This window comes from Novosphingobium sp. BAM6, from assembly GCF_057784955.1.
Map to the genome: position 1 here is coordinate 290,525 of NZ_JBYNTR010000002.1, position 17,046 is coordinate 307,570.

Below are 17,046 nucleotides of genomic sequence, written 5' to 3' on the forward strand. Positions count from 1 at the left end.
TACTTGGCAACACTCAGGATAACGGCGAGTCTAGCCTCATGAAAACCGACCTCGATCATCTGCCTGCGAGCAAGCAGCGGGACCTGGACCGCGTGGTCCAGATACTGTTCGAGGAGTTTGCCGCCGCCCACGAGAACGCCACGGCGCGCCGTCGCCGGGGGCGCATTCTCAAGGTCATTCTCTACGGCAGCCATGCGCGCGGCGGCTGGGTCGACGAGCCGCATACCGCCAAGGGCTACGTCTCGGACTTCGACCTGCTGGTGATCGTCAACCAGAAGGAGCTGACCGACCGCGCCGCGCACTGGACTGCTGCCGATCAGCGCCTGATCGAGGAGAAGCTGGCCGGGCGACTGCGTACGCCTGCGAACTTCGTGGTCCATACGTGGCAGGAAGTCGGCGACGGTCTGGCCCACGGACGCTACTTCTTCATGGACATCGCCCGTGACGGCGTCGTGCTGTTCGAGGCCGACGACAGGCCGCTGCCAGAACCCAAGCCCAAGACGCCGGAGCAGGCGCTGGCGATGGCGCAGGAATACTTCGACGAGTGGTTTCCGTCGGCGATGAAGCGGTTTGAAAGTGCCCACTTTTTGATAGGTAAGGACTACACAAAACAGGCCGCTTTCGATCTCCATCAGACCGCCGAGAGCCTCTATCATTGCGTTCTGTTGGTCAGCACCTTTTACACGCCGCACAACCATAACCTCGCCTTCCTGCGCACGCAGGCCGAGGGTCTTGATATGCGCCTTGTCGATGCGTGGCCCCGTGATACCCGGCGTGAACGAGCACTCTTCGAGAAGCTGAAGGACGCCTACGTGAAGGCGCGCTACTCCAAGCACTACCGCATCTCGAAAGAAGACCTGTCGTGGCTTGCCGCACGGGTCGAAACGCTCGGACAGCTCGTGCAAGAAGTCTGCCAGCAGCGCCTAGCGCTGCTCGCCTCGGAAGTCCGCGAAGCAGGCTGACCCCTGTTTTACAGGGGGGCGGACACCTTTCTGGCGCCCACCGATCATCGGCTTGATCGCCTTCCTGGCCCCCTTCAGGCCTCTTCCCGCACCTCGATGTCGAGCGTGAGCTGCAGGACGTCCTCGCTCTCATCGAGGGCGTCCGGCTGCAGCGTCTGCGCGCCGCAGGCCAGCGTGATCCAGTCGAAATCCCAGTCCAGTTCGAGCGCATCGCCAAGCCCGTGACGGGTGATCCTGGCCATCGCCGCGCCCTCGCTGGCGATCCCGAAACGGCAGGCATTGCCGCCCGGAATGCACGTGCCCTGGACCAGCGTTCCATCCGAAAACGCCAGCGAAAACCCCTCCGCAATCCCGCGCGCCGGGACATCGAGAACGGTCTCGATGTCCCCTGTCAGGTGCAGGCGGTGTCCTGCTTCGGCTTCGATCCGCACGCCCATGCTCTGTCCTTCATCGCGACTCATGTGATGGCGCATGTATAGAACATATAGTGAACATCACGAAGGGCGATGATGATGATGGGCCGGGGTTTAAGGGGAATTTGGGAGAAAAGGAGCTATGGCAAGTTAAAGGCCCCTGTCTCACGAATTCGACTAAGTGGCTGTCTGCACGTCTTTTTCTTAAGAGATAGGGAGGGCCCGAGCCCAGCCTAAGCCTCCACTCATGGAGCAGATCGCGAAGAAATGCTGGCTTTGCAGGCGCTTATCGGGAGGCATCGGTGGAGGCCCTTGCCGCCGCGCGTGCGCGTCCCCTGATTGCTGGTTCCGACAGGCATCGAAAGCAACAAGGAGGCGGCAATGGACGACGGGTTCGACGTGTGGCTGGGCCATATCGGAAAGGAGCGGCCCATGCGCCACGCCCTGCGCCGCGCCGTCAACCAGGCGGGCGGACCGCGGCTGTCGAAGGGGCAGGGCAAGCCGCGCTTCACCGGCGCGCGGACCGGGCGCGGTGTGGCGGCCGCACGGATGCTCGGCGATGGGCTCCGTCACGGCGGATCAGGGACGCGCCGGGTGGTGGTGAAGGCGCGCTTCGTGAAGCTTGCGGGCAAGGGCGCCAAGGGCGCCGCCGCCCACCTCAGCTACCTGCAGCGCGATGGCACCACCCGCGAGGGCGAGCGCGGCACGCTCTACGGCCCGGACAACGACCGCGCCGACGGCAAGGCCTTCCTCGAGCGGGGCGCCGGGGACCGGCACCAGTTCCGCTTCATCGTCGCGCCCGAGGACGGCGAGCAGTACGCCGATCTGCGGCCGGTGACCCGCAGGCTCATGCAGCAGGTGGAAAAGGACCTGGGCACGTCGCTCGAATGGGTCGCGGTCGATCACTTCAACACCGGCCATCCCCATACCCACATCGTCGTGCGCGGCGTGGACGATACGGGGCAGAATCTCGTCATCGCCCGCGACTACATCAGCCAGGGCATGGCTGCGCGGGCCTGCGAGATCGTCAGCCGCGATCTGGGGCCGCGTACCGAACGGGAGATCGCCGCAGCCAACGAGCGCGAAGTGACGCAGGAGCGCTTCACCAGGATCGACCGGCGCCTGCTAAGCGATCTGGGCGACAGGGGGCTGGCCTCGGTATGGCATGCCGATCCGGCGGAGCAGGCGTTGCGGGCAGCCCGCCTTGGCACGCTACGCTCGATGGGGCTCGCCGAAGAGGAAGGTAAAGAGAGGGGACGCTACCGTCTCGATCCCGAACTCGAGACGAAGCTGCGCACCATGGGCAGGCGCGGCGACATCATCGCCACCATGCACGAACGCCTGCGCAGCCATCCCGAGGTGCTGCCCGAGGACTATGCGATTCATGAGCCTGTGCAAGCCAAGCCCTTCGTCGGCCGCGTGCTCGACCGGGGCCTCAGCGACGAGCACGCCGATCGTCATTACCTGATCGTCGAGGCGACCGATGGCCGCACTCTCTTTGTCGATCTGGGAGAGGACATCGCCGAGGGGGCAAGGCGCGGCGGGCTGGTCAGGGTGTCGCCCTCCGACTTCGGTCTGCGCAAGGCCGACCCGGTGATCGCCGAGGTCGCTGCAGCGAGCAACGGACGCTATACCATCAACCTTCACCTCGCTCACGATCCTTACGCTTCGGAACGCTTCGCTGAGGCCCATGTGCGCAGGCTCGAGGCGCTGCGGCGCGACGGGGCATTGGTGGACCGCGAGCCCAACGGCACGTGGATCGTTGGCCCGGATTATCTGGGCGAAGCGCAGCGCTACGAGGAGCGCCAGGCCCAGCGTCGGCCGGTGATCGTCAACATACTGGCCGACCGGCCGCTGGAGCAGATCGTCCGCCACGACGGCCCGACATGGCTCGACCGCCAGTGCGTCGAAGGCCCGCAGGAGCGCCTGCACGGGCGCATGGGCGGCGAGGTTACGGCGGCGCTGCGTCAGCGGCAGCAGTGGCTCGTGGAGCAGGGGCTAGCCGAGCAGGACGGCAACACCTTCCGCTACCGCAGCGATCTTATCGCCACGCTGCGCGGGCGTGAGCTTCGCCGCGTCGGCGCGCAGCTCTCCGGCGAGCTTGGTCTTGCCTTCACGCCGATGGAAGGCGGCCGGGTCGAGGGCGTCTATCGGAAGGCCGTGAACGTGGGCGGCGAGAAGTATGCCGTGATCCAGAAATCCCGGGAGTTCACCCTGGTGCCCTGGCAGCCGGTGCTGGAGAAGCAGCTCGGCCGCAGCGTTGCAGGCGCCATCGAGCGAAGCGGCGGCATCAACTGGACCTTCGGTCGCCAACGCTCGGGGCCCCAAATCGGATAAAGCTGGGCTGATGATCCCGAGCATACCCCTTGGGATACCGGAGAGACCCTGTCGCGTATCGTAAGCCTTGCTCATCATGGCTCCCATGCAAACGCGCAAGACCCGCCACCAGTTCTACCTTCCCGACCACCTCTCGGCCCGGCTCGACGCCATGGCCGCAGAGCCGGGCGCATCGAAGACGACGATCCTGAGCGAGGCCCTCGCGGCTTGGGTCCAGCGCACCGACGACGAGCAGGCGGGCGCGCAGTTCGGCAGGGTGCTGGCCCGGCAAGTCCGCGCGGCCGAGCGGCTCGACCAGCGGGTCGATCACCTGACTGAAGTGCTCGGCCTGTTCGTGCGCTACTATCTGACCTTCACCGCGCATCACCCGGCCTTCGACGAGGAGACCCGCAGCCTGGGCCTGCGTCGCTACGAGAACTTCCTCAGGCAGGCGGGAGAGCTGGCGGCGAAAAAGACCAGAGACAAGCCAAGAGCTGCCCCATCTTCGCCGGAGGAGGACGAGACATGAGCAGTCCATCCGATCGCGCCGCGCCAGGTACCTGCAGGACCGAGCCGCTGACGGTCCGCATTTCCGAGGCCTGCCGGTTGACCGGCATCGGCCGCTCCAAGCTCTACGAGCTCATTGCCGACGGCAGTATCGAGATCGTCAAGGTCGGGGCGATGACGCTGGTGTCTTACGAGAGCCTCAAACGGCTGATTGCCGATGCCCGCGAAAGGGGAGAGGCATGAGCATCCACCACATCCTTCTGCGCGCCATGCTGACGGCGGTTGTGGCGGAGGTCACGAACGAGCAGCGCGAGGCGCTTTGTTCTGCAGATGACAGTGTCAGGATTGCAGCCGAGGACCGGCTTGTGAGCAGCATTATGGTCGCGATGGCGCGCGTAGATGGCAGGATCGGTGAGGCGGGGGCTTCGCTCGCTTGTCATCAACGCGAAGACCATCGGTAATTTCTGCGTCTACCTTTTCCAGCGGCATCTGATTTTCGTATCAGGTGCCGACAGCCTGCTCTTCCGGTCGGAAGCGACCACAATGCGCCGTTCGTCGGCTGCGCCTCGAGCGGTAGCTTTTCCTAAAATCCGACGCCCAGCACTTATCCAACTGGTCATCGCGGAGCGCCCGGGAATGGGCTGTTTGCCGATATGCCGCTTTCAACTGCGGGAGGCGAAAAGCGGCTGTTCGGGGGTGTCACAACCGCTCGGTTATGACACAATCCACTTCACCATACTTGGTGCATCGTGACCTAGCCACTTACGAGCGCTTAAGCAGCGTACGTAGGACCATTGTGCACGACTAGTTCGGGCCGACACCGAACTTCGTGATGCTAACAGACTCCATCCTGCTTGCGATGTCAAACACACGCCTGCACAAGGGTTTGCTGCGCGGATCAACCGCGGCCGAAGTTGGGGGGCGAGGTTGCAGGAGACGCTGAACGGGGGGCACTCACACGGGGAAAGCGCGATGGATGGAGCTACGACGGACGACAGTTTCAGTTTCGTTCGAAACGGCGATCACGGAACGCAGCGGCTCGACTGGGACAAAGGGCCTGAGCAGGTCAGGAAGGTACTGGGAGAGGCGCTCGGCGCGAGAAACATCGCGTTTCTCCTTGGTGCAGGATGCTCTTCCATGACCGTCGATGGCGCCGAAGTTGGCATCTCGACAATGAAGCCCTTGGCCGAGGAGTTCTGCGCGGCTGACGATCTTGACGCGGCATGGGGATTTGACGCTGCGGACCGGAGCTGCCTTGCCGGGCACGGGCTTTCTCTGACGGGCGAGTACACCTCCAACCTTGAGCGGCTCATGGAGACGTTGCACGCGCTCCGGTTCGTACTGACCCGCAGCGACGACGCCGGCGAGGGGGAGGAGTTGGCGCGGGTTGAAGGCATGATTGCCAAGATACAGTCCTTCCTCTGGGAACGCTGCACCACTGGTTACTTTGCAAAGGGCGACGACACCGTCCTCTCGCTCTACGAATCGTTCTATCGCCGGCTGGTGCTGCGCGACCGGTCGCTCCCGCGGCCGTGGATCTTCACGACGAACTACGACCTATTCAGCGAACGGGCGATGGATCGCCTGGGGCTGCCATACGCCAACGGATTCTCGGGTGTGGTCGAGCGGCGATTTAATCCCGCCACGTTCCGCTACGCCCTTGCCGAGCAGCTCGACATCTCGAACCGCAAGTGGTCCGCCGTTGATGGCTTCGTCTACCTGTGCAAGCTGCACGGCTCGATCAGCTGGACGGAGGACGATCACGGTCTCTACCCGATCCGCGAGACATGGCCGCAGACTGCCCCGTCGAAGGTGATGATCTTCCCGACACCCGCGAAGCAAAACTCCAGCCTGGGCTCGCCCTATGCCGATCTGTTCCGTGAATTTCAGTCGCGCATCGTCCGTGAGCAGAGCGTCCTTGTCACGATGGGCTACGCCTTTGGGGACGAGCACATCAACAACATCATCTACCAGGCGCTGACCATCCCAACCTTCCGGCTCGTCGTCTTTGCCGCTCCGGACTCGGCGGGCGAGATCGGCAAACTCCGCGCGCTCGGCGATCCGAGAATATGGATCATCGGGGGAAATGGTCCGCCAGGCGGCGCGCCTGCCCACTACTTCTCCACGATTGTCGAGCACCTGCTTCCAAGGCAGCCCTCGGACCGCATCGACGAGGCGGTCAAGCAGGTCCTGCGGGCCATGGCTCCAGCCTCCACCAGCATCGGGGACGGCCAGGATGCCAACTGACGACCGGCGTCGCGCGATAGGATCGGTGGTCGCCGTCTCCGCAGATCGTTTTGTCATCGAGATGCACAGCGGCACCGACAGCTTCACCGTCGTCGGCTTCGACGACGTCCACTACGTCGCTCGACTGGGCTCCTTCGTGATCATACCCGCGCAGGCGGAATACGTGGTTGCCGAGATCGTCGGGTTGCGAGAGCGCGACGCGGGTGCCGGCGGCGAGATCGACAAGGCCGCGTCCGCCAAGTTCCTCGACGTGGTGCCCGTCGGCATGCTGCCAATCGAGGGCGGACGCTTCCGCTTCGGGGTATCCGTGTTTCCCTCCCTCTACGCCGACGCCCTCTACGCGCTCGACGGGGAGCTAGACCGAATCTTCGACACCAGCCCGGCATCGGAGCGATCGTCGGGTCCCGATGGGGCGGACTCCGTGCCGGCCGAGGCGACGCGGTTGCGCATTCTGGAGATCGGTAGGTCCGTCGTTTTCGAGGATTACGACGTGAAGATCCGTATTGACGAGTTCTTCGGCGGCCACGCTGCGGTGCTCGGAAACACGGGCAGCGGAAAGTCGTGCACAATTGCGTCGATCATGCAGGAGCTGTTCGACAAGCCCGATGAGCATCATGCCCGCGGCGCGACATTCGTGGTGCTCGACGTAAACGGTGAATACCACCAAGCTTTCGAGGACCTGTCCACGACTGGCGTCATTGGGGTCGGCCGGCTCATCCTCGACGGCACCGCCACCGCTGGCAGGTTTCGGATTCCCCACTGGTTCCTCGACCTATCGGAATGGGAGCTGCTGCTCCAGGCAAGCGAGCGCACTCAGGTCCCGATCCTCCGCATGGCGCTTGGGCTCGCTACGCTCTTCGGCGGAACGACGAACAGCCAGCTGACCGAGATCCGAAACCACATTCTCGCCAAGTGCATCACCCAGATACTGTCGGACGAAAGCCCGCCCGGAGCAAAGGAAACGCGCATTCTAGGTATCCTGCAGCGTTTCCGCACCGCCGAGATCAACTCGGGAACGGTCGGGGACGCCATCGCCGTCAAATACGGCAACATGGACAACATTGAGGACGCGTTCGAGTACCTGCAGGGGGCCGACGGCGAAGGCGGCTTCGTGCTGTCCGACTTCAAGCTGCCCGACTACACCAACAGCCCCTTCGACTTCGCAGCCCTCGGCGACGCGATCGACCTCGCGCTTCTATACGAGGAATCCCACGGCAACCGGCAGATCCGCGACTATTGCTCTCAGATGGTCACGCGCTTCAAGGCGCTGCTCGAGCGACGTGACTATGCGTTTCTTCGCCACAGCGCCGTGGACGCCGCGGCGGATGCCGGACCTTTCCTGGCACGCCTGCTCGGTCTTCAACCCATGGGGGGTGGCTTCGCCAAGTCCGCGCAGATCGTCATCATTGATATGAATGCCGTCGAGGACGAGGTGGTCGAGCTCGTCAGTGCCGTGGTCGCGCGGATGATATTCCGCCTTCTTCGGCAGGCGAATCCACGAAACCGCTTCCCCGTCCATCTTCTGCTAGAGGAGGCGCACCGCTACGTATCGGCGACGCCGTCCCGCTACGCGCTGGACGCCGGTCGCGTATTCGAGCGGATCGCAAAGGAAGGCCGCAAGTACGGTTTATTTCTGATGGTGGCGTCGCAGCGGCCGAGCGAGCTTTCCAAAACTGTTCTCTCGCAGTGCTCGAACTTCGTCGTGCACCGCATCCAGAACCCCGACGACCTGTCGCAGATCAGGCAGATGTCGCCATCGATCTCTGAGGGGGTGCTCCGACGACTTCCCAGCCTCCCCAAGCAGCATGCGCTCGTCTTCGGCAACGCGGTCAACCTGCCGACCACCTTCCGTGTCCGGCCGGCAGACCCGCTGCCCGCGAGCGACGACGCGAAGATCGTCAATCTATGGTTTCACGAAGCCGGTCGAAAGGCGGGGATCAGCTTGGCTCCGGCTCCAGCTGATCTTGCCGATGGCGATGTGGACGATCTGGTTTAGTCCCGATGAGGTGCGCCGCTAGCCATTCCCGCTGAGCGAGGCGAAGTCTCCGCGCGCGAACGCGACCTCCGCGACGTCATACCAGCGTTCCAGGTTGGCTCTGGGATCTCGACCGTGTGCCGCCTCCTCGGCTAGGTGCTGGAGCACGGTCCAGTTAACCGCCGCGGTTCGACCGGACGTGTCGATCCTCTCATAGTCCGGCATGACCGAATGCTGGCTCATTGCCGGCAGCAGGAGGTCCGCAAGCGGCCGCAGATCCTCGCGTATTGGCGAGTCGTCCCGCCTGCTCATCTCGGACAGGACCTTGGCCAGTCCGCCCGCCACGATGTCGGCGATCTGCAGCCCGGGGTGGTTGCGGCTATCGCCGAACCCGACCGGTCCAGACAGGGTGAACCCGTTCCGCTGCCGATCCGGAAGAAGCTCGGCAGCACGTCCCTGGGCGAAGGCGAGCATTTCGCCCACGAAGTTGCCCGCTTGGGCACGCAGCGGCTTGCTGTCATCGCAGATCACCTGAAGCGGACGCCTCTCCGCACCAAAGTCGTCGAGCAAGCTCCACAAGGACGAGATCGCGAGATCGAGTAGCCACTTCCCGCGATCGGGCGAATGTTCCTCCGCCTCCCGGTTGTCGGAGACGATAATGTCGCGGCATGCGCGCGAGAAGGTCAGCACCATGGCGAAGGGATCACCCTCCTCGTCAGGCCTGACGAACGGTGGGTCAAACAGCAGTGGCGCCTCCTCAGGGCGTAGCGTCCGCATGTATCGCTCGAACTGTCGCAGCGCCTGCTCGCCCCGAACGTCGTCTTCGGTGAAGAACATATAGCAATACATGGCAACGAACCGGTGGAGGTCCTTGCGATAGACGATGCCTGGGTCGTGCTGCAGCACCGGCTCGTAAACGTACTCGAAGAGCTTTCCGGCAAGTGCGAGGACCTTGTCGTAGGCGACGGCGCGGAACCGACCGACCGAACGCTCGAGCACGAACTGCATCAATGCCAGGCCCGCCGGGGATTTCAGCAGCGCGCCGGCCTTGAGCTCGGGCATCTGCACCGGATGGGCAGCTCGCGCGTCGCGGAGGATCTCGAAAGCTTCGGCGTCGTCGATGGCCACCGCCGAGAACGTGAAGATGCGTTGCATCGGATCGAGCAGACGAGGACCCGTGTGACCCGACTCGTCGCAGAAGATGGGAAGAGGTGTTTCCATCGAGTTTAGGTGGCGATTGAGGACGGCCACATCAACGCTTGCCGTTAAGTCCGCTCGGTTTCACAACCGGTCGGTTATGACACCTAGAAACTACCCGTGACGGACAGCGCCAAGTTCGTACTCCGTTGGTGTCCGGCCTCCACGTTCAGCTTCATGGCCTTGATATCCGCTAACGCTTTTGCGGAGAGTTTGAGACTTTGTTCCAACTCGACGGACAGGGCGAATTCTCTCCGGCTGCCCTGCAGGCGAGCCTCAGCCAATGCCTGCCAAGACGGTTCACGATGAAACCACATTAAGTTGTTCGGTAGGGCTGGTTCCCTGCCATCGGAGGTCCCGCTGCGCTCGAAGCGTCGCTTGCGGGACCTAGTCAATTCAGTTTCAAGCCCTCCGCTTGCAACGCGTTTAACTTTCGCAGATGCGGTGTTCTGCGAGCTATCGCTATCCTGATAACTGACCTTATAATGTTTTGCGCCGAGCGAGTTGAGCAAACGCTCAAGCTCGCTGAGCTTATGGTCCACCATATCGTCGTTGTAAGACCCGATCTGATAATAAATCATGTCGCTGACCGGATTAGCGGCATAGACCTGTCCCACTTCGGCCGAACCAGTACGAAACGTAAGCTCGGTCGCTTGCTGCATGGTGACTGGGATTACCGATTCTGACGCCGGGTGCGGTTTGCTCCCACGGTTCGCTGTATAAATCCCAGCAGCGAATGACGTTAAGGCCAGTCCTCCCCGTAAGAGGAGGCCGCCAGGTACGAACGCCGAGGCGACCATCCCGAGTACCGGCCATACTGATCCGACACTTCCATCCGGCTCCGGGGGCACCATCCGCTTGTCGAAGTCCTCATTGCTCACCACAGCTATGTATCGTCTTTGTTCGAATGGTAGTTCGACTAGCGTTTTTGGCCTCGCGTCCGTCATAGTTGCTCCTCGCTACCCTGCCTTGATGACGCCCCACACGCCATAAAGTCTAGTCACTCTTTGCCCAAGCTATTCACCTTGGTCTATTTTTGGTGTCACAACAGGACGGTTCTGACACCACGCGCAAATGCACGGTTCTCCGCGACTTCACTGGTGTCAGAAGCTCGTGTCAGAACGATGGTTCGTGTACTTCGATGGCAAATTTGGTGGCGGAGCTGCCAAGCCCACCAAGTGGCAGGTTTTGGCGAGAGCAGCCGTTGGACACGGCATGCGGCATCGGCCGGAAAGTCCCACGACCTTCCGGCGACTGCCGACCAGGATGCGCCGTTCAGGATTGTATTTGCCAAGGTTAGCATATGACAGAAGCTGCCATCTGGCTCAGGAGGTTTGCCCCATCAGTCGAGGCCAAAACTCGGCACTTTCCAAGCACGCGTATGTCTAGAGATTATTCCGCATTGTGGATTAGGAACTGGCGCTACCAGCAGCAAAGCGATGGCGGTACGCTGCGGGGTTAACGCCCACGACGCGCTTGAACCGTGCCCGGAACGTCACCGGTGATTCAAAGCCTGCATCGGCTGCGATCTGCTCGATCGGTGCATCGCTCGACTCAAGCAGTTCTTGAGCGCGACGTACCCGTGCGGTCAGGAGCCACTGGATCGGGGTTGCGCCAGTCTGCTCCCGAAACCGGCGGGCGAACGTTCGCGGGCTGGCGCATGCGCGCGCGGCCAGGGTTTCGATGTCGAGGCGCTCATCCAGATGGGCCAGCATCCAGTCGGTCAGCGGCGCCAGGCTTGTCGCAACGACGGTCGGCGCCTGCCGCACGAACTGCGCCTGTCCACCATCGCGGTGCAGCGGCGCTACCGCAAGCCGCGCCGCGTCAGCCGCCACCGCCTGCCCGTAATCGCGGCCGACTAGGTGGAGGCACATGTCGATCCCCGCAGACGCGCCGGCGGATGTGACGATACGGCCTTCGTCGACAAACAGGACGTTGGGCTCGACCATGATCGACGGAAAGCGTTGCGCCAGTTCGGTCGCGGCGCGCCAATGTGTCGTTGCCCGCTGCCCGTCGAGGAGGCCGGTCGCCGCTAGGACGAACGCGCCTGTACATATCGACGCGAGCCGTGCGCCTCCCGTCCAGGCCGATCGGAGGGCCTCCGTCACAGGGCGCGGCACGAGGCGCCCGGGATCTGCAATACCCGCGACGATGATCGTATCGGCGTCGGCCAGGCCCGAGAGGGTGCAAGGCGGCGTGAACACGAACGCGCCCGCGTTGATCCGGCGGGATTCCCCGCAGACCCTGACGCGATACGGAGAGGAGCCGTCGGCCAGACGAACGTGGCTGAACACCTCGCACGCAATGCCGAGATCGAAAGGCAGCACCCCATTGAGCGCGAGGATCGCGATCTCATGCTTCTTATCCTCCTTCAAACGCATTCCATCTCCACGTCACGCTGCCCAGAATGGCAGGATATAATCGATGATTGTCATTACTGCCACTCACCAACAGTTCGTGCGGAGGATATTAAGGCGCTGCACCAAGGAGTCCCGCCATATGTCTGCGCAAATGCCCGCTCTTTCCGACCAGCCCCTAAAGGTGGGAATAGTGCTGTTCCCAGGCCTCACCTTGCTCGATCTGGCTGGGCCACAGGCAGCACTGGGCATGCATGCGCAGACCCTGCTGTTCTGGAAGACCTCGGACCCGGTGCCGACCGACAGAGGCGTCTCATTGAATCCGACCCATAGCTTTGACGATGCGCCCGACCAGTTGGACATACTGTTCGTGCCTGGCGGGTTCGGCACGAACGATGCGATGGCGGACGACGAGATCATCGATTTCCTGGCCAAGACCGGTCCCAAGGCGCGCTACATCACCTCTGTCTGCTCAGGAGCGCTTCTGCTCGGCATGGCAGGATTGCTCGAAGGCTACCGTGCCGCAACGCACTGGGCCATGTACGATGTGCTCGAGGCGCTGGGCGTGGAAGCAGGCCGCGAGCGCGTCGTTGCAGACCGCAACCGATTCACCGGTGGCGGAGTAACCGCCGGGATCGACTTCGGGCTGACCCTGCTTGCCGAACTGCGGGGCGAGCAAGTGGCGAAAGTCACCCAGCTCATGATGGAATACGATCCGCAACCGCCGTTCAGTACCGGGCACCCGCGCGTTGCCGGGCCGGAGCTGACGAAGGTTGCGCTGGACGGCATGGGCCAGGCGGAAATTCAACGAGGCCTCGAAATCGCCAAAAGTCGACGCTCCACGCAGCCGGCGGGCGATCTGTCCCCAAGCACCACCGACAAGTAGATCATGCCTGCAACCTTCTTTGCGGAGGCCACTGTCCCGCAACTCATCCTTCCCATGCTGGTGGCGTTCGTCATGATCGGGCTGATCTCTGTGCTGACGGAGCCCGCCAGGCAGAAGTTCAGCGCCGTGTTTCTCGCAGGAGCGGGAGCAGCCTACCTGAGCGGCGGTTTCGGCCTTTGGGAGTTTGCCTTTTGCGCCGTCATGACGGGGCTCGCCTATGCCGGGCTGTCGAACTACCGCGCAATCGCGGCCGGATGGTTGGCCCACACGGTGTGGGACTATCTTCATCATCTCTACGGCAATCCGATCATCTTGTTCGTGCCGATCTCGTCGTTCGGCTGCGCGATCTGCGACCCGGTGCTCGCACTCTGGTACGCCATGGGTGCGCCATCGGTGCCGGCGATGGTCGATCGAATTCGCGGTTCATTGCGAGGGGCGAGCAATGCAGGCTCCTGAGCCGGCTGTGATCGTCGCTGCCGCCGAGGATGGCGCCCTGATCCGCAGATTGCGGCTCTCCTCTCTCATAGAGGCCAGCACACTCCTGATCCTGCTTTTCATAGCGGTGCCGCTCAAGCACGTCCTGGGATACCCGGAGGCGGCCCGGATCATGGGGCCGATACATGGGGCCGCGTTCGTGGCCTACGCCTGGACCGTCGTCGTCGTTGCAACGGGAGGCGGCGACTGGTCGCGGGGCGAGATTGCGAGGCTGATAGCGGCAGCATTCGTCCCGTTCGGTGGCTTTGCCAATGTCGGACTGCTGCAACGGAAGGCGGCCGCGCTCCCTCGACATTCGGTGGAGCCTTGACGGAATATCTGTGGCTGAAAGCCGTTCATGTCGCCGCCGTGCTGATCTTCAGTGGCGGGCTTTTCGTGCAAGCATTTGGCGTCGCCGCGGGGCAACGCGGCGGAGAGGAGACGGTCCGGCTCATCTCCCGATGGGATCAGAAGGTGACGTTGCCCGCGATGCTGGCGGCGTGGCTATCGGGCGCTATGCTGGCCTCCAGCGGTGGTTGGTTCTCGAGCCACTGGCTTTGGGCGAAGCTCGGGCTGGTCGTCGCCCTGAGCGGGCTGCACGGGGTTCAGTCGGGCCGTCTGCGAAGGCTGGAGCGCGGCGACCTGGGCGCGCCAGGGGCAACGCCTCTAATCCGCCCAACCGCGATTGCGATTTCAGTCTCGGCCATCGCGCTTCTCGTGGTGAGCAAGCCATTTTGATCGGAGCGCGCGTCCGGTGACCTTCGACCCGGCGTTTCAGACGACGACAAGCCGATCTTGGGCTCCGACGTCTGCGACCGGCGGCGTTCCAAACATCCCCTTATATTCGCGGCTGAACTGCGGGGCACTGAGATAGCCGACCGCATAGGCAACCTTCGCTACGCTGAGGTTGCCGGAGACGAGCAGCCGCCGCGCTTCCAGAAGGCGCATCTGTCTCTGGAACACCAGGGGACTGTGACCAGTGACGGCCTTGAAGTGCCGGTGAAACGAGGTCAGGCTCATCCCGACCGACGCCGCCAGTTCGGCCATCACCACTGGCTTGTCATGATGGGTACTGAGCCAATCCGCCGCAGTCTTGATGCGCTGGGTGCGCTCGTCTCGCTGTGCAACCTGTCGCAAGGTTGCAGCCATGGGGCCTTTCAGGAAGCGATAGTAGAGCTCGCGCTCATAAGCGTGTGCGAGCACGGCCCTGTCCTCGTCGTCTTCAAGTAGGCCGATGTAGCGGGCAAACGCGTCGCCAACTCGCCCCTTCAGCTCGGTGCCTGCCGTGGAACACGCACATGGACCATCCTGACTGGGTCTATCGAGCATGACGCCGTTAAGAACATCGGCGTCGAGATCGACGCTGATCGCTATGTAGGGCGTCGTTATCGAGGCCTCGGTCAACTCCCCTACATAAGGCACGCCGAAGGCTGAAGCCGCCCAGTCACCCGGGCCAAGCGTGTAGTTGTTGCCGCCCACCGTCACGGCCTTCGCGCCTTGAAGCACGACGTAAAACAGCGCTTTCAAGACCCCCGGGACCGCCGGGGTGGTCTGTGTGCTCGACCACACCGTTACGCGCGGTAGCGGCGTTTCGCGGCCAAACGCACCATCCCGCAGCGTCACGAACGGGGTCACGCTCTGACGGAGCTGATCGATGATCGGAAACGGGACAGTCATCCCATCGCAAAAGCATATTTGGCAGGATCAGGCAAGCCTCTGGAGTGATCGGGAATGGCTTCAGGCGCCCCGCTGCCTATGTTCCAGTCAACAGCAAGGAGGCTGATATGACTGAGAAAAGAGTAGCCCTGGTTACCGGTGCCAATAAGGGTATCGGACGTGAAATTGCCCGGCAGTTGGGCAAGCTGAACCACACGGTCTGGATTGGAGCGCGCGATGAAGCTCGCGGTCGCGAGGCCGAGGAGGAATTGCGCGCCGAGGGCATAGACGCCCATTTCGTCCAGCTCGACATCACCGACGATGAGAGCGTCCGGGCCGCCGTCAGCACGATCGAAGCGGCGACGCCCCATCTCGACGTGCTGGTGAACAATGTCGGCATTGGCATCGACTATGCGTCCCCGCCGAGCGAGGAGAAGATCGACGACCTTCGTCGCGCCTTCGACACGAATTTCTCCGGGACAGTTCGCGTGACCCAGGGCTTCGTTCCGCTGCTTCGCAAGTCGGCCATGGCCCGCATTGTCAACATGAGCAGCGGCATCGGTTCCGTCACCCTCACCGGTGATTTCACGCAGCCGATCTGGGGTATGGCGGCGCTGGGTTACGCAGCATCGAAAACCGCTTTGAACATGTTCACGGTCAAGCTCGCCAAGGAACTCGCAGCCAACGGTATCAAGGTCAATGCGGCGTGCCCCGGTGCGACCGACACCGAGATGTCGGAAATCAAGTTCCCCGGCCTCCGGTCTGTCGAACAAGCCGCCCGTGTGCCTGTCAAGCTCGCCACGCTTCCTCCGATGGGCCCCACCGGCGGGTTCTTCCATGATGGCGGCCTGTTCGGAGACCCTGACGATACCTCCATCGGTGCTTATCCCTGGTAACGGGACCGTTCACCAACCTTTATGAAACGACGCTCTGGATGACTGCTTCGGACCGAAGCAGTCATCCAGAGGGTGACATGCGAGTAGCGGCTTTGTCCCACGACTTTCCGGAAGCAGTCGACCACAATGCGCCGTTTAACCCAAAGGGGCGCGGAGGCTGCTTCTCCCGGAACCTGCTGTCATGCTCAATTGCCGCCTTTCGTTCTCAGCCGCTCAAATCACCTTTTGGTAAGCCCGCAAAGGTGGCCAGGTAGTCCTTGTCGCTGCCGTAAAGCTGGGTGTCTGACTTCTGATACATCTGGAAATTGTAGCCTTCTACCTCAAGCAAGCCCGCATCCTTCTGGCTGATCGGATAACGCTCTCTGCTGGCTGAGAGGATCATGGCTCGTCGAGGTGTCAATGGATAGAAAAGTTCAACCTCTGGGTCGCTCAAGCCGAGCAAATTGATGACTGGCTGATCGCCAGTGATGAAGGGTTTGTCAGTCCGATTGTCGATGATCACAATTTCGTATTCATGGCGTTGGGCGTAGAGGCTTGTTCCCAGATTGGTCGCGTAGATGAAGGCTTCAATCGGCCACGTCCTATCGCGATCATGCGGGAGGTCGAGCGGAATGGCTCGGTATCCATTCCGGATTTTCGCTGTTCGAAAGTACTGATAGCTGATGAACTGGATGAAGGTCATCTGCTGCTGATCATCGTTCATGTAAAAGCTGGAATCGCCCGCCCGAAGACTGTCGAGCATTGGCTTGCCTTGTTCCTCCATCGTGCCGTGATATTGCTCGCCAAACGTCTTTCCCGTTTCATCCAGCAGCTTTTCGACCTGAGCCTTGCTCTCATCTGAAAGTGGGAAGTTCGCCAGCATCCTTCGGAGAGTGAATGGCGTTTGGAGGGAATCCACCCAGCCGCGATTGAGCTTGCGGAGGCTCTCATCCTTAGACTGGTTGATGATGTATTCGAGATACTGCTCGTCAGGCTCAGAAAGTTCCTGAAACTCGTAGAAGAAGCGTTCGCTGCCAACATTGCGGGTGTGGCTGATGAAAGGCGCAGGCTTGCCTTTCTGGAGGCACCAGACCTGATCCTTTTTGTTGGCCCATGCCTTGAGATGGTATTGCCAGACGTGATGCTGATTGGCGGTCAAGTTCGACACGGGTACGCCCTGC

Annotated in this window: 18 protein-coding genes; 12 read left to right on the forward strand and 6 right to left on the reverse strand. The window is 62.3% G+C overall.

The annotated features are described in order from the left end of the window. Window positions 1–38: 38 nt before the first annotated feature. The gene (locus AC3EC3_RS10025; RefSeq protein ID WP_488489472.1) at window positions 39–962 is read left to right on the forward strand and encodes a HEPN domain-containing protein; all 924 of its coding nucleotides are present in this window, start codon (window positions 39–41) and stop codon (window positions 960–962) included. Window positions 963–1,036: 74 nt separating this feature from the next. Here AC3EC3_RS10025 and AC3EC3_RS10030 read toward each other — a convergent pair whose 3' ends face one another. Then, window positions 1,037–1,423: a hypothetical protein gene (locus AC3EC3_RS10030; RefSeq protein ID WP_488489473.1), complete on the reverse strand. Its 387-nt coding sequence runs from the start codon at window positions 1,421–1,423 to the stop codon at window positions 1,037–1,039. A 291-nt stretch (window positions 1,424–1,714) separates the two neighbouring features. Between AC3EC3_RS10030 and rlxS the strand changes: the two genes are divergently transcribed. From rlxS to AC3EC3_RS10060, 6 genes are all read left to right on the forward strand, one after another. Then, a complete protein-coding gene (gene rlxS, locus AC3EC3_RS10035) occupies window positions 1,715–3,712 on the forward strand; it encodes a relaxase/mobilization nuclease RlxS (protein WP_488489474.1) in 1,998 nt (665 codons plus the stop codon). An 85-nt stretch (window positions 3,713–3,797) separates the two neighbouring features. Beyond that, window positions 3,798–4,220 carry a CopG family transcriptional regulator gene (locus tag AC3EC3_RS10040; protein ID WP_488489475.1) on the forward strand — a complete coding sequence of 141 codons (423 nt, stop codon included), beginning with the start codon at window positions 3,798–3,800 and terminating at the stop codon, window positions 4,218–4,220. Beyond that, on the forward strand, window positions 4,217–4,441 hold the full coding sequence (locus AC3EC3_RS10045) for a helix-turn-helix domain-containing protein (protein WP_488489476.1): 225 nt from the start codon (window positions 4,217–4,219) through the stop codon (window positions 4,439–4,441). Before AC3EC3_RS10040 ends, AC3EC3_RS10045 begins: the two co-directional genes overlap by 4 nt. Continuing rightward, window positions 4,438–4,659 (forward strand): hypothetical protein, encoded by a 222-nt coding sequence (locus tag AC3EC3_RS10050; protein WP_488489477.1) that lies wholly within the window; start codon window positions 4,438–4,440, stop codon window positions 4,657–4,659. Before AC3EC3_RS10045 ends, AC3EC3_RS10050 begins: the two co-directional genes overlap by 4 nt. A 676-nt stretch (window positions 4,660–5,335) precedes the next feature. Then, complete coding sequence (locus AC3EC3_RS10055) at window positions 5,336–6,445, forward strand: SIR2 family protein (protein ID WP_488489478.1); 1,110 nt, start codon at window positions 5,336–5,338, stop codon at window positions 6,443–6,445. Beyond that, on the forward strand, window positions 6,435–8,441 hold the full coding sequence (locus AC3EC3_RS10060; RefSeq protein ID WP_488489479.1) for an ATP-binding protein: 2,007 nt from the start codon (window positions 6,435–6,437) through the stop codon (window positions 8,439–8,441). The genes AC3EC3_RS10055 and AC3EC3_RS10060 overlap by 11 nt, the downstream gene beginning before the upstream one ends. 18 nt (window positions 8,442–8,459) lie before the next feature. Here AC3EC3_RS10060 and AC3EC3_RS10065 read toward each other — a convergent pair whose 3' ends face one another. The 3 genes from AC3EC3_RS10065 to AC3EC3_RS10075 form a co-directional block, all read right to left on the reverse strand. Next, complete coding sequence (locus AC3EC3_RS10065; protein ID WP_488489480.1) at window positions 8,460–9,641, reverse strand: DUF3800 domain-containing protein; 1,182 nt, start codon at window positions 9,639–9,641, stop codon at window positions 8,460–8,462. An 83-nt stretch (window positions 9,642–9,724) separates the two neighbouring features. Continuing rightward, window positions 9,725–10,279, reverse strand: coding sequence for a hypothetical protein (locus tag AC3EC3_RS10070; RefSeq protein ID WP_488489481.1), 555 nt, complete (start codon window positions 10,277–10,279; stop codon window positions 9,725–9,727). Between the two features lie 747 nt (window positions 10,280–11,026). Continuing rightward, the gene (locus AC3EC3_RS10075) at window positions 11,027–11,998 is read right to left on the reverse strand and encodes a GlxA family transcriptional regulator (RefSeq protein ID WP_488489482.1); all 972 of its coding nucleotides are present in this window, start codon (window positions 11,996–11,998) and stop codon (window positions 11,027–11,029) included. A 43-nt stretch (window positions 11,999–12,041) separates the two neighbouring features. On the opposite strand from AC3EC3_RS10075, the gene AC3EC3_RS10080 reads away from it, so the two are divergent. Genes AC3EC3_RS10080 through AC3EC3_RS10095 form a run of 4 tightly spaced genes read left to right on the forward strand, consistent with a single transcriptional unit; the run spans window position 12,042 to window position 14,072 of the window. Further along, complete coding sequence (locus AC3EC3_RS10080; protein ID WP_488489483.1) at window positions 12,042–12,860, forward strand: DJ-1/PfpI family protein; 819 nt, start codon at window positions 12,042–12,044, stop codon at window positions 12,858–12,860. A 3-nt stretch (window positions 12,861–12,863) separates the two neighbouring features. Then, window positions 12,864–13,316 (forward strand): DUF6010 family protein, encoded by a 453-nt coding sequence (locus tag AC3EC3_RS10085; RefSeq protein WP_488489484.1) that lies wholly within the window; start codon window positions 12,864–12,866, stop codon window positions 13,314–13,316. A 7-nt stretch (window positions 13,317–13,323) separates the two neighbouring features. After that, window positions 13,324–13,665 (forward strand): DUF3817 domain-containing protein, encoded by a 342-nt coding sequence (locus tag AC3EC3_RS10090; RefSeq protein ID WP_488489485.1) that lies wholly within the window; start codon window positions 13,324–13,326, stop codon window positions 13,663–13,665. Further along, entirely contained in the window at window positions 13,662–14,072 is a 411-nt protein-coding gene (locus AC3EC3_RS10095; protein WP_488489486.1) for a CopD family protein, read from the forward strand. Before AC3EC3_RS10090 ends, AC3EC3_RS10095 begins: the two co-directional genes overlap by 4 nt. Window positions 14,073–14,108: 36 nt before the next feature. Here the strand turns inward: AC3EC3_RS10095 and AC3EC3_RS10100 are convergent, their stop codons facing one another. Beyond that, window positions 14,109–15,011, reverse strand: coding sequence for an AraC family transcriptional regulator (locus tag AC3EC3_RS10100; RefSeq protein WP_488489487.1), 903 nt, complete (start codon window positions 15,009–15,011; stop codon window positions 14,109–14,111). A 107-nt stretch (window positions 15,012–15,118) separates the two neighbouring features. On the opposite strand from AC3EC3_RS10100, the gene AC3EC3_RS10105 reads away from it, so the two are divergent. Beyond that, entirely contained in the window at window positions 15,119–15,886 is a 768-nt protein-coding gene (locus AC3EC3_RS10105) for an SDR family NAD(P)-dependent oxidoreductase (protein WP_488489488.1), read from the forward strand. Between the two features lie 205 nt (window positions 15,887–16,091). On the opposite strand, the gene AC3EC3_RS10110 is transcribed toward AC3EC3_RS10105, so the two are convergent. Beyond that, the gene (locus tag AC3EC3_RS10110) at window positions 16,092–17,024 is read right to left on the reverse strand and encodes a DUF4238 domain-containing protein (RefSeq protein ID WP_488489489.1); all 933 of its coding nucleotides are present in this window, start codon (window positions 17,022–17,024) and stop codon (window positions 16,092–16,094) included. Window positions 17,025–17,046: the final 22 nt, after the last annotated feature.